Consider the following 12,221-nt stretch of genomic DNA (forward strand, 5'->3'; position numbering starts at 1 on the left):
CCATTATCTCGTCGGCATCCTCTATGGCGTGATCCTGGTGGTGCTCGCGGGAGCCGGCTGGCTGGCGGCGCCGACCTTCCTGCCGGCCTTCATCCTCGGCATCGTCACCGTCGGCGCCGGCTGGTTCCTTTTGGCGCCCGGCATGGGCGCCGGATGGGCGGCGTCCAAACTGCCCAATCCGATGCTGGTGCGCGCGCTCAACCTCGTCTCGCACACGGTGTTCGCGCTCGGCATGTTCTCGACGGCGCTGGCGATCCGCTAGGCGGGTCAAAGCGACGGCCTGTCGATCGGTAACCATCCGTGGATGATCCGTCGCGCGCCGATATCGTAGGCGAAATAGTTGCCGCCGCCCGCCGGTTGATCCGCTTCGCGGCTGATCTCACGTCCGGCGAGATGGAGCAGCAAGAGCGTTCCCACGCCTCCATGGCCGATGAAAGCGATGTCGTTGCCGTCATTGGTTGCGAGCGCCGCCTCGACTTCGCTCACAATACGACTTTGCGCATCGACAGCTCGCTCCCATCCGCGGATGCTTTCATGCGGGTTCGCGAAAAATCGGTCAGCGACCGCTTCGAATTCTGTTGGGGGCAGGAAGCCGGTTGCCGACCGGTCATTCTCGTGCATGCGTTCCCTCACTTCGACGGCCAGACGGAGATGTCTTGCCAAGATTTCGGCGGTTTCGATTGCCTTGCGTTCACCCGACGACACGATACGCCGGATCGATCCGACCCAGGGCTGATCGAGCATTGCCGATGCTCTCGCTCTGCCGATATCGGACAACCCCCACTCCGGCACCGGAATGCTGGCGTCGACCTGAACCTGGGGATGCGTGATGTAGTAGGCGATCGGCACGACGGAACTCCTCCGGTCAGAGAGATGGCCCGCTAGAACGGTTCCGCGTTTCACGGAACGCAGAACCATTCTATCTCTTTGTTTTGACGCAATTCCGGACGGAAAACCGTTTCACACTTTTCCTGGAATTGTTCTCTAGCGGAGATCAATAGCTCTGGGTCGAGCGCCGCGCCTTGGCGACCGACGGCTGTTTTGGCTGCGAAGCAGCAACAGGTTTGACCGGCCCTTTCTTGAACGGCGCCATGCCTTGCCTCGCCAGTTCGTCGGCGCGCTCGTTTTCCGGATGGCCGGCATGGCCCTTCACCCAGTGCCAGGTGACCTTGTGGCGCCTGTTGGCCTCGTCGAGCGCCTGCCAGAGCTCGCCATTCTTGACCGGCTTCTTGTCGCCGGTCTTCCAGCCGTTCTTCTTCCAGCCATGGATCCATTTGGAGATGCCGTCCATGACGTATTTGCTGTCGGTGTAGAGGTCGACCGCGCAGGGCTCCTTCAGCGCGTTGAGCGCCGTGATGGCGGCAAGCAGTTCCATGCGGTTGTTGGTGGTCTCGGCCTCGCCGCCCGACAGCTCCTTGGTGACACCGTTGTAGCGCAGCACGGCGCCCCAGCCGCCAGGCCCGGGATTGCCGGAGCAGGCGCCATCGGTGAAGATCTCGACTTCCTTGTTCATGTCAGTCCGTATTCGGATGGAGACTTGATCGCGCGGTGGAAACGCATGCGGCGGATATATTCGGTCGGATCGCGTTTCATCACCAGGCCGCCATCGGGAACGGTCAGCCAGTCATAGAGCCTGGTCAGCATGAAGCGCAGCGCCGAGCCGCGCGCCAGCATCGGCAGCGCCGCTTTTTCCTCCGCCTCAAGCGGCCGCACCGACTGGTAGCCGGCAAGGAGTGCGGTGCCCTTGGTGAGGTTGAAGGAGAAATCCTTTTCGAAGCACCAGGCGTTGAGGCAGGTGGCGACGTCATAGGCGTAAAGGTCGTCGCAGGCGAAATAGAAGTCGATCAGGCCGGACAGCTTCTCGCCAAGGAAGAAGACATTGTCCGGGAACAGATCGGCATGGATGATGCCTTGCGGCAGGTCTTTCGGCCAGTTGCGCTCGAAATCGAGGAAGTCGGCATCGACCTCGGCCGCCAGCCCCGGCTCGACCTCGTCGGCGCGGGCGCGCGACGCGGCCCAGAGCTTGCGCCAGCCGTCGATGGCAAGCGCGTTCGGCCGCTTCATCGGAAAATTCCGGCCGGCGAGATGGAGCGCAGCCAGCGCCTTGCCGACCTCGCCGCAATGGGCCGCCGTCGGGCGCCTGAGCGACAGGCCTTCGAGGAAGGTGATGATGACGGCGGGGCGGCCGGCGAGCATGCCGATGACGGTGCCGTCATGCGCGGTGACCGGAAGCGGGCAGGAAATGCCCTTTCGCGCGAGATGGCCCATCAGGCCGAGGAAGAACGGCAGATCGTCCTTGTCGACGCGCTTCTCGTAGAGCGTCAGGATGTAGGAGCCGGTGGAGGCATGGACCAGGAAATTCGTATTCTCGGTGCCCTCGGCGATGCCCTTGTAGGACAGGAGCTCGCCCACCGGATAGGCTTTCAGGAAGGTGGTGAGCTCGCCTTCGTTGACGTCGGTGTAGACGGCCATCTGGGTTCACGCGGCTCCGTTGACGAAGGCCATGTCGGCCGCCGTCAGTTCGACATCGCGCAACACCCGCATCACCGGAAAATCCTCCGTTTCCGTGGCTGTAATGGCCAGATCGATGGTGACGTCGAAGCGTTGCCGGAACGCGTCGATGATCTCGTCGACGATGATTTCCGGCGCCGAAGCGCCGGCCGACAGACCGAGCGTCGAAATCCCGCCGATCTCATCCCACGGAATTTCGGAAGCCCGCTGCACGAGAAGCGACATGCGGGCGCCGGCCCGCTCCGCCACTTCGACAAGCCGCCGCGAGTTGGACGAGTTGGGAGCGCCGACGATGAGGAAAAGGTCGGCGCCGGCGGCCGTTTCCTTCACCGCTTCCTGGCGGTTGGTGGTGGCATAGCAGATCGATTCGGCAGCAGCAGCGTGCAATTCGGGAAACCGCTGCTCAAGCGCCCGGATGATGCCGGCCGTATCCTCGACCGACAGCGTGGTCTGGGTGACGAAGCCAAGCGCCGCCGGGTCCGCCGGCACGAAGCGCGCGGCATCCGCCTCGGTCTCGATCAAGGTGACCGCGCCGTCCGGCAACTGGCCCATCGTGCCGATCACTTCCGGGTGGCCGGCATGACCGATCAGCAGCACGTGGCGGCCGAGCCGCTGGTGGCGCATCGCCTGCTTGTGCACCTTCGACACCAGCGGACAGGTGGCGTCGAGATAGAAGAGGTCGCGCGCCTCGGCGTCGGCCGGCACCGATTTCGGCACGCCATGCGCGGAAAAGACGACGGGCGACTTCCGATGCTCGGGCGGAATCTCGGACAGTTCCTCGATGAACACCGCGCCCAGGCTTTGCAGCCCCTCGACGACATAGCGGTTGTGCACGATTTCGTGGCGGACATAGACCGGCGCGCCGTATTTCTTCAGCGCCAGCACGACGATCTGGATGGCGCGGTCGACGCCGGCGCAAAAGCCGCGCGGCTGGCAGAGCCTGATCGTCAGCGGTGGCTTTTTCTCAATCATCAAAACGAGCCGGTTCAGTCGGAAAGCTGGAGGCGAAATGAGGCGTGCACCCCTGCCCTGTCAAGAGCGGCGGCGTTCACCCTTCTTTCGGCGGGCGACGAAGCCTGAGGATCAGCACGGCCGCAAGGGTGGCCGCCAGGCCATACCAGGTGACGGCATACTGCAAATGATTGTTCGGCAGATCGATGATGGTGACGCCGCCAACCGGCAGGCCGCCGGGATTCGGCGCCTTGTCGGCATCGATGAAGAACGGTACCAGCACGGCGCCTGCCGGAAGGCCGGCGCTGGCGGCCATGACGTCGCGGTCCTTCCAGTAGAAGATGTTCTTGGCGACATCGTTGTCGGGCAGCATCATCGAGGGTTTTTCCGGCAGCGGATTGCGGGCAAGCCCGGTCACGGTCACCGTGCCGGCGACCTCGCCATGCCGGCGTTTGGCCGGATCCTTGAGATCGTAGGGAACGAAGCCGCGATTGACGAGCACGAAGCGGCCGTCGTCGAGCCGCAAGGGTGTGTAGACGTTGAAGCCGGTATCGCCTTCCCAGGTGGAGAAGAAATGCCGCTCGCCCTGGTGCAGGAAGGTGCCGCTCACCGTCACCGGGGTGTAGTCGACATCATGGGTGGCGGCGAATTCCTTTTCGACATCCGCCAGCGGCAAGGGTGCTGCATGGATGCGCCTGTCGATGGTCTCGAGCAGCCCTTCCTTCCAGTGCAGGCGCTGGACCTGCCAGGTGCCGAGCCCTACGAGAATGGCGAATAGGACAAGGCCGAGCCCAAGCAGCAACGCCTTGCGCGGCCGCGGACGGCCGGCAGTCGAGCCGGTTGCACCGCTCATTGACCGGCGTCCAGCCTGCCTTCGGAAGCCTTTTTGCTGTATTGCATGGTGATCAGCACGCCCTTGATCAGGCGCAGCGCCGTCAGGCAAAGCACCAGAGCCAGCGGGATCCACAATATGAAATGCAGCCAGAGCGGCGGGCTGAGCGTCACCTCCATCCACAGCGCCAGGCCGACGACGATGAAGCCGATGATCAGGATGACGAACACAGCCGGACCGTCGCCGGCATCGGCGAAGGAATAGTCGAGGCCGCAATTGTGGCAGCGCTTGCCGACGGTGAGGAACCCGGAGAACAGCTTGCCCTCGCCGCAGCGCGGGCAGCGACCATGCAGGCCGGCCGAAACCGGGTCGATGGGTGGCCAGATCGCCTTGTCTTCGCTCATGTCAGCACCGTAGACCCTTTCGCTCAAAAAGATAAGGCGGCCACGTCGCCGCAGCCGCCTTCTGGAATTCGGGAAGCCTCGATCGTTGAAGCAATTCAGGACGGAAAACCGCTAACGCACTTTTCCTTGGATTGCCCAGATCAGTGAGCTTCGATCAACGCCCCATTCGAAGCCCAAACATAGATGCAGCTGAACAGGAACAGCCAGACCACGTCGACGAAGTGCCAATACCAGGCGGCCGCCTCGAAGCCGAAATGCTGCTTCGGGGTGAAGTCGCCCCGCATCGCGCGCACCAGGCAGACGAGCAGGAAGATGGTGCCGATGATGACGTGAAAGCCATGGAAGCCCGTCGCCATGAAGAAAGTGGCGCCGTAGATCGAGTCCTTGAACGCGAAGGGCGCGTGCATGTACTCGTAGGCCTGCACCATGGTGAACAGCATGCCGAGGCCGACGGTCAGCGCCAGGCCGTTGATCAGACCCTTGCGATCGCCGTGCAGCAGCGCGTGGTGCGCCCAGGTTACCGTCGTGCCCGACGTGAGCAGGATGATGGTATTGTAGAGCGGCAGATGGAAGGGATCGAGGACCTCGAGGCCCTTCGGCGGCCACACTCCGCCGGTGAAGGTGGTGCGGGCATATTGCGCCGCCTCGCCCGGGAACAGGCTGGCATCGAAGAAGGCCCAGAACCAGGCGACGAAGAACATCACCTCGGAGGCGATGAACATGATCATGCCGTAGCGCAGGTGCAGCGACACGACGCGCGTGTGGTAGCCCTCATGCGCCTCCTTGATGGTGTCCGACCACCAGGCGAACATCGTGTAGAGCACGATGATGAGGCCGATGAAGAACAGCCACGGATTGGCGATGTTATGGCCGAAGACCGGGAAGGTGTCGGCCTTGAGATACCGCATCAGGCAGACGCCGCCGACGGCGGTCACCAGCGCGCCGATCGAGCCCAGGAAAGGCCAGGGGCTCGGATTGACGAGATGGTAGTCGTGGTTCGGTTTTGCGTGCGCGTCTGCCATATCAACCCCCGAGGCTTGCTTCGGAATCTGGAACTTTGTTGCTGCTGCCAGCGGCCGGCGCGGACGACGCGACCGGCTGTTTCTTTTCGACCGGGAACATCGTGTAGGACAAGGTGATGGTCTTCAAGTCCTTCAGTTCCGGCACGTTGACGATGTCTGGATCGACATAGAACACGACCGGCATGTCCAGCGTCTCGCCGGGCTTCAGCGTCGTGTCGGTGAAGCAGAAGCACTCCACCTTGTTGAAATAGGCGCCGGCCATTTCCGGCTGCACGTTGAAGGAGGCGCGACCGGTGATGGGGCGATCGAACTTGTTGGTCGCGCTGTAATGCGCCTGCGTCGTCTCGCCGATCTTGATGGTGACCTGGCGCGCGACGGGCTCGAACTGCCACGGAATGCCGTTGGTATTGGCGTCGAAGCGGATGGCGATGTCGCGGTCAAGCACGCGGCCGGCATACTGCTTCTCGGCGCGTTGCGTCGTGCCGCCATAGCCGGTGGCCTGGCAGAACATCTTGTAAAGCGGCACCGCCGCGTAGGCCATGCCGACCATGCCGGTGAAGAAGGCAAGGCAGACCGCCACGACGATGCGGTTGCTGTTCTTCCTGCCGTGCCTGGTGATGATCTCGCCGCTCATCGCCGCCTCACATCAAGTTCGTCGGCGTCAGGCCGGCAGCATGGTGGCCGAACTTCACGATGGTGGCGACGTAGAAGATGACGACGAGCGCGGCCAGCGCCACGCCGATGGCGACGGAACGGTTGCGCCGCGCCTTCCGCTGACGCTCGGTCAAGGCGACCAGTTCGAGGTTCTTGTCGGCCACGATCATGCTCCCCCCAAGACGAGGGCGCGCCCGACCACGCTGTCGACGAGATAGGCGGCGAAGATGGCGAACAGATAGAGCAGCGAATAGCCGAACAGCGCCTTGGCCGGCTTCATAGCGCGGTCATCGTCGCTCATGCCCAGCACCTTCCAGGCATACCAGATGAAGCCCAGGCCGAGCAGGATGGAAACCGCGCCATAAGCGACGGTGGTGTAGCCGAGTCCCCAGGGCAGCACGCCGACCGGCGCCAGGATCAGCGCATAGGCAAAGATCTGGCGGCGGGTCGAGGCATGGCCGGCGACGTTCGGCATCATCGGGATACCCGCGCGGGCATAGTCGTCCGACTTGAACAGCGCCAGCGCCCAGAAATGCGGTGGCGTCCAGAGGAAGATGATCAGGAACAGGATCAGGCTTTCGAGGCTGACCGATCCGGTCACAGCAGCCCAGCCGATCACCGGCGGGATGGCGCCGGCCGCGCCGCCGATGACGATGTTCTGCGGCGTCCAGCGCTTCAGCCACATCGTATAGATGACGGCATAGAAGAATATGGTGAAGGCGAGCAGCGCCGCCGACAGCCAGTTGACCAGCACGCCCAGCGTCATCACCGACAGCACGGAGAGCACGAGGCCGAAGCTCAGCGCCTCGCCGGGCGTGACGCGGCCGGCCGGCACCGGGCGGCCGGCCGTCCTGGTCATCACCGCGTCGATATCGGCATCGTACCACATGTTGAGCGCGCCGGAGGCGCCGGCTCCAATCGCAATCGACAGGATGGCGATCACCGCCAGCAGCGGATTGATGGCGACGGGCGCCGCGACCATGCCGACAAAGGCCGTGAAGACGACCAGCGACATGACGCGCGGCTTCAGGAGGGCGAAGAAATCGCCCGCGGTCGCTTCCGACATGCGAAAGCCCGCTTCCTCCATCAATTTGTGGTCGGCAAGAGCCATGCGTACCTAAAGTCCATCATTCCGTTGGCCAAGACCGCCGGCTCACCGGCGGCCTCGCATGCATCGGGAAGCTGCCTTTACTTGATCTTCGGCAGCTGTTCCCACTGGTGGAACGGCGGCGGCGAAGGCAGCTGCCATTCGAGCGTGGTGGCACCCTCGCCCCACGGATTGGCGCCGGCGACACGCTTCTTCTGGAAGGCCTCGAACACGCCGTAGAGGAAGATCGCAACGCCGACGGCCGCGATGTAGGAGCCGTAGGACGAGACCATGTTCCAGCCGGCGAACGCATCCGGATAGTCGACGGTGCGGCGCGGCATGCCGGCGAGGCCGAGGAAGTGCTGCGGGAAGAAGATCAGGTTGACGCCGACGAAGGTGACCCAGAAGTGGGTGTTGGCGATCACCGGCGAGTACATATAGCCGGTCATCTTCGGGAACCAGTAGTACCAGCCGGCGAAGATGGCAAACACCGCACCCAGCGACAGCACGTAGTGGAAGTGGGCGATCACGAAATAGGTGTCGTGCAGAGAGCGGTCGAGGCCGGCATTGGCCAGTTGGACGCCGGTGACGCCACCGATGGTGAACAGGAAGATGAAGCCCAGCGCCCACAGCATCGGCGGCTTGAAGGAGATCGAGCCGCCCCACATGGTGGCGATCCACGAGAAGATCTTCACGCCGGTCGGCACCGCGATGACCATGGTGGCGAACACGAAATAGCGCTGCGTGTCGAGCGACAGACCGGTCGTGTACATATGGTGCGCCCAGACGATGAAGCCGACGGCGCCGATCGCGACCATGGCGTAAGCCATGCCGAGATAGCCGAAGACCGGCTTCTTCGAGAAGGTCGAGACGATGTGGCTGATGATGCCGAAGCCGGGCAGGATCAGGATGTAGACCTCCGGATGACCGAAGAACCAGAACAGGTGCTGGAAGAGCAGCGGATCGCCGCCATTGTCCGGCACGAAGAAGGAGGTGCCGAAGTTGCGGTCGGTGAGAAGCATGGTGATGCCACCAGCCAGAACCGGCAGCGAGAGCAGCAGCAGGAAGGCCGTGATCAGCACCGCCCAGGCGAACAGCGGCATCTTGTGCATCGTCATGCCAGGCGCGCGCATGTTGAAGATGGTGGTGATGAAGTTGATGGCGCCGAGGATCGAGGAGGCGCCGGCGATGTGGATCGCGAGAATCGCAAGGTCCATCGCAGGGCCCGGCGATCCGGCCGTCGACAGCGGCGGATAGATCGTCCAGCCGCCGCCGGGGCCGAAGGCGCCGGGCGAGCTCGGCACGAACATCGAGCTGAGCAGCAGCAGGAAGGCCGGAGGCAGAAGCCAGAAAGAGATGTTGTTCATGCGCGGGAAGGCCATGTCCGGCGCGCCGATCATGATCGGCACCATCCAGTTGGCGAAGCCGCCGATCAGGGCTGGCATCACCATGAAGAAGATCATGATCAGGCCGTGCGCGGCGCCGAAGGCATTGTACATGCTCTTGCCGCCGTCGATGGCGGCATCGCCCTGCATGCCGTAGACCATCTGCGCCAGACCGCTGAAGATCTGGATGCCCGGCTCCTGCAGCTCCATGCGGATGGCGACCGAAAGCGCGCCGCCGATAATGCCGGCGATGATCGCGAAGATCAGGTAGAGCGTGCCGATGTCCTTGTGGTTGGTCGAGTACACCCAGCGGACCCAGCCATGCGGCCTGTGGTCGTGGTGGTCGTGAGCTGCAGCCTCTGCCATATTCCGCTCCGTTCCCTAATTCTTGCTAACCCGCGGCATCAGTTGCCGGCGGCCGCTACCTTGTTGGTACCATCGATCTCTGCCGTCAGCGCCTTGTTGGCGGCGGGCACATCGGTCTTGGCCGTCTCCAGCCAGGTCTTGAACTGCGCGTCGGACACGACGCGAATCGCGATCGGCATGAAGGCGTGATCCTTGCCGCAGAGCTGCGAGCACTGGCCGTAGTAGAGGCCCTCCTTCTCCGCCTTGAACCAGGTCTCGTTGGTGCGGCCGGGCACGGCGTCCATCTTGATGCCGAAGGACGGCACCGCGAAGGAGTGAATGACGTCGGTGGCCGTGATCAGCACGCGGGTCGTGGTGTTGACCGGCACCACCAGTTCGTTGTCGACGGCGAGCAGGCGCGGATAGAGGTTGCGGTCTTCCTTGCCGGCCTTGGCGCGGTCAGCGTCCTGAAGAACCGCCGAGTTGAAGGAGAAGCTCTTGTCGACCTGGTATTCGTAATCCCAATTCCACTGGTTGCCGGTCGCCTTGACGGTGAGCTTGGCTTCTTCCGGCGGCGTGTACTGCGCGGTGAGCAACTGGAACGAGGGAATAGCGATGAGCAACAGCACGACGACCGGCCCGACAGTCCAGATCACCTCGATCAGCGTGTTGTGGCTGGTCCTCGAAGGCACAGGGTTGGCGCTCGCGCGGAACCGCAGGATGCAATAGGCCAGCAGAAACAGCACCAGAAGGGTGATCACCACGATGAAGGCGAAGGTGTAGTTCCCGAACCATTCGATCTGCCGCATCATATCGGTCGCGGGCGCCTGGAAGCTGGTCTCCCATGGCTTAGGCTGATCCGCGTGGGCGGATGTGCCGGAGAGGAGCGCGCCCGCGGCCGCAGCACCTGCCAGAAACCTGGCGCCTGCCATGAATTTTCTCATCGCCCTCTCGTCTCCCACTTCCTGCGATTGGATCGCACCAATAACGAACGACGCCGGGATTGGGAATCCCGGTCTGTCCTAAGGTGGTTCAAACCATACTCTATTTCCCTCCGCAAGGAAGGAGCGGGCGAAACCGTGCGGCATTTTTGCGCGCAACCCGAGGGGCATCCTCAGCCATCGCCGCGCCACGCACGGGACGGTCGCAATTCGGGCGAATTTGCTCTGGAAAAGCGCGTAATTGCCGGTATCGGGACGGGCCGGCGACGGTCTCGTCCTTTACTTGGCCTTGGCGCGGCTTAAAGTGCCGTGATTCGCAATGGAGCCGTCATGACTTCCTGGCTTTCGAGACCCCTGACGAAGGTCGTCTTCCTTGCCGCCTTGCTTGGCGCCAGCCTGACCGGCGCGGCCAACGCCGCGGCACCTCAGACGGCCGCGCCGCCCAGCGGCACGGTCAAGTCGACGCATGGCGCGTGGTCGATCATTTGCGACACGCCGGCCGGCGCGACTTCCGAGCAATGCGTGATGATGCAGAATGTCGTCGCCGAGGACCGTCCGGAAATGGGGCTTTCGGTGGTCGTGCTGCGCACGGCGGACAACAAGGCCGAGATTCTGCGGGTGCTGGCGCCACTCGGCGTGCTCTTGCCTAACGGGCTTGGCCTCAATGTCGACGGCAAGGATATCGGCCGCGCCTATTTCGTGCGCTGCTTCCAAGACGGCTGCTATGCCGAGGTGATCCTGGAGAAGCCGCTGCTCGACACGCTGAAGAGCGGCACGTCGGCCACCTTCATCGTCTTCCAGACGCCAGAGGAAGGCATCGGCATTCCCGTCGATCTCAAGGGATTCGCCGAGGGCTTCGCGGCGCTCCCCTGAGCCCCGCCTGCTTGGCTCTAAAACTGCTTGATCCGGCCGATTACGAGATCTTCAAGCGAATTCGCCTGGAGGCCTTGCGTGTCTGTCCCAAGGCCTTCGCCAGCAGCCTTGCGGATTGGGAAAAGCTGCCGGACGAGGAATGGCGGCGTCGCCTGGCGAGCAACCCGGTTGTCGTCAGCCTTAGCGGCGATGAGCCTGTCGGCATCATGGGCCTGATGCGGGCAGCAGGCCAGCAAGATGGCGCATCGCGCCACCATCGTCATGGTCTATCTGCGCGACAGCGAGCGCGGCCGCGGACACGCCGTCGCGATGCTGGATCTTTTACTCGATCACGCTCGCGCATTGGGCATCCGGCAGGTCGAGTTGGCGGTAAGCGCGGAAAATCCGGCTGCAATGCGATTCTATCAACGCGAAGGTTTTCACGAAATCGGCTGCATACCTGCCGCCCTTCTTCATGAAGGCCGAGAGATCGACGAAATCGTGATGGCGCGGCGCCTGACTTAGGGTCTCCTGTAAAGATTGCCGAACGGCGCCTTGGCGCCTACATCCCGTAAAACCGTTCATTGAAGGGCCCGCGCCATGAACAGCCTGATCGGCCAATTCGACATTTCCGACGATCGCGTCAAAGAGATCGTCGCCGACACAATCAAAGGCGCCGACGACGGCGAGCTTTTCCTCGAATACAGCGAGAGCGAAGCGCTGATGTTCGACAACGGCCGGCTGAAGACGGCCAATTTCAACACCGACCAGGGTTTCGGCTTACGCGCCGTCGCAGGCGAGGCCAGCGGCTACGCCCATTCAAGCGATCTTTCCGAAGCCTCGCTGCTGCGCGCGGCCGACGCCGTCTCGGCGGTCAAGGGCGGCTATTCCGGAACACTCGCCGCCGCGCCCGCCCGTACCAACCGCCACCTCTATGGCGATGAGAACCCCATCCCCTCGCCTTCCTTCGAGGCCAAGGCGAAGCTTTTGCAGGAGATCGACGCCTGGCTGCGCGCCGCCGATCCTCGCGTGCGCCAGGTGACTGCCTCGCTCGCCGCCTCCTGGCAGCATGTCGAGATCGTGCGCGGCGACGGCCAGATGGTGCGCGACATCCGCCCGCTGGTCAGGGTCAACGTCTCGGTGGTGGTCGGCGATGGCGATCGCCAGGAGAGCGGCTCCTACGGCATGGGCGGCCGCAAGAGTTTTGGCGAGTTCCTGACCGAGGAAAGCTGGAAGC

At 63.3% G+C, this 12,221-nt stretch carries 14 protein-coding genes and 2 pseudogenes; 4 read left to right on the forward strand and 12 right to left on the reverse strand.

Annotation, left to right across the window (positions count from 1 at the left end):
- Positions 1 to 262 (forward strand): DUF2938 family protein (locus EOA29_RS06880; protein WP_127220601.1); only part of this gene is annotated, 262 nt, incomplete at its 5' end.
- Positions 263 to 267: 5 nt separating this feature from the next.
- On the opposite strand, the gene EOA29_RS06885 is transcribed toward EOA29_RS06880, so the two are convergent.
- From EOA29_RS06885 to coxB, 12 genes are all read right to left on the reverse strand, one after another.
- The gene (locus EOA29_RS06885; RefSeq protein WP_245468429.1) at positions 268 to 849 is read right to left on the reverse strand and encodes a histidine phosphatase family protein; all 582 of its coding nucleotides are present in this window, start codon (positions 847 to 849) and stop codon (positions 268 to 270) included.
- 145 nt (positions 850 to 994) lie between these two features.
- Complete coding sequence (rnhA, locus tag EOA29_RS06890; RefSeq protein ID WP_126095227.1) at positions 995 to 1,513, reverse strand: ribonuclease HI; 519 nt, start codon at positions 1,511 to 1,513, stop codon at positions 995 to 997.
- Positions 1,510 to 2,472 (reverse strand): homoserine kinase, encoded by a 963-nt coding sequence (locus EOA29_RS06895; protein ID WP_126095228.1) that lies wholly within the window; start codon positions 2,470 to 2,472, stop codon positions 1,510 to 1,512. The genes rnhA and EOA29_RS06895 overlap by 4 nt, the downstream gene beginning before the upstream one ends.
- Positions 2,473 to 2,478: 6 nt before the next feature.
- Entirely contained in the window at positions 2,479 to 3,483 is a 1,005-nt protein-coding gene (gene ispH / locus EOA29_RS06900) for a 4-hydroxy-3-methylbut-2-enyl diphosphate reductase (RefSeq protein ID WP_126095229.1), read from the reverse strand.
- A gap of 76 nt (positions 3,484 to 3,559) precedes the next feature.
- Entirely contained in the window at positions 3,560 to 4,315 is a 756-nt protein-coding gene (locus tag EOA29_RS06905) for an SURF1 family protein (protein ID WP_189435095.1), read from the reverse strand.
- Positions 4,312 to 4,698, reverse strand: coding sequence for a DUF983 domain-containing protein (locus tag EOA29_RS06910; RefSeq protein WP_126095230.1), 387 nt, complete (start codon positions 4,696 to 4,698; stop codon positions 4,312 to 4,314). Before EOA29_RS06910 ends, EOA29_RS06905 begins: the two co-directional genes overlap by 4 nt.
- 140 nt (positions 4,699 to 4,838) lie before the next feature.
- Complete coding sequence (locus EOA29_RS06915) at positions 4,839 to 5,720, reverse strand: cytochrome c oxidase subunit 3 (protein WP_127220605.1); 882 nt, start codon at positions 5,718 to 5,720, stop codon at positions 4,839 to 4,841.
- 1 nt (position 5,721) lies between these two features.
- On the reverse strand, positions 5,722 to 6,354 hold the full coding sequence (locus EOA29_RS06920; RefSeq protein ID WP_127220607.1) for a cytochrome c oxidase assembly protein: 633 nt from the start codon (positions 6,352 to 6,354) through the stop codon (positions 5,722 to 5,724).
- Between the two features lie 7 nt (positions 6,355 to 6,361).
- Entirely contained in the window at positions 6,362 to 6,544 is a 183-nt protein-coding gene (locus EOA29_RS06925) for a hypothetical protein (RefSeq protein ID WP_126095233.1), read from the reverse strand.
- On the reverse strand, positions 6,541 to 7,485 hold the full coding sequence (locus EOA29_RS06930; RefSeq protein WP_127220609.1) for a heme o synthase: 945 nt from the start codon (positions 7,483 to 7,485) through the stop codon (positions 6,541 to 6,543). Before EOA29_RS06930 ends, EOA29_RS06925 begins: the two co-directional genes overlap by 4 nt.
- Positions 7,486 to 7,562: 77 nt before the next feature.
- Positions 7,563 to 9,212 carry a cytochrome c oxidase subunit I gene (ctaD, locus tag EOA29_RS06935; RefSeq protein WP_127220611.1) on the reverse strand — a complete coding sequence of 550 codons (1,650 nt, stop codon included), beginning with the start codon at positions 9,210 to 9,212 and terminating at the stop codon, positions 7,563 to 7,565.
- A gap of 38 nt (positions 9,213 to 9,250) precedes the next feature.
- A complete protein-coding gene (gene coxB, locus EOA29_RS06940) occupies positions 9,251 to 10,123 on the reverse strand; it encodes a cytochrome c oxidase subunit II (protein ID WP_189478840.1) in 873 nt (290 codons plus the stop codon).
- Between the two features lie 339 nt (positions 10,124 to 10,462).
- Between coxB and EOA29_RS06945 the strand changes: the two genes are divergently transcribed.
- The 3 genes and pseudogenes from EOA29_RS06945 to EOA29_RS42865 form a co-directional block, all read left to right on the forward strand.
- Positions 10,463 to 11,005 carry an invasion associated locus B family protein gene (locus EOA29_RS06945; protein WP_127220615.1) on the forward strand — a complete coding sequence of 181 codons (543 nt, stop codon included), beginning with the start codon at positions 10,463 to 10,465 and terminating at the stop codon, positions 11,003 to 11,005.
- Positions 11,002 to 11,509, forward strand: a pseudogene (locus EOA29_RS06950) (GNAT family N-acetyltransferase). The gene EOA29_RS06945 and the pseudogene EOA29_RS06950 overlap by 4 nt, the downstream one beginning before the upstream one ends.
- 126 nt (positions 11,510 to 11,635) lie before the next feature.
- Positions 11,636 to 12,221 (forward strand): annotated as a pseudogene (locus EOA29_RS42865) (DNA gyrase modulator); the annotation flags it as partial.

This window comes from Mesorhizobium sp. M1E.F.Ca.ET.063.01.1.1 (assembly GCF_003998155.1).
Lineage (GTDB): Bacteria > Pseudomonadota > Alphaproteobacteria > Rhizobiales > Rhizobiaceae > Mesorhizobium.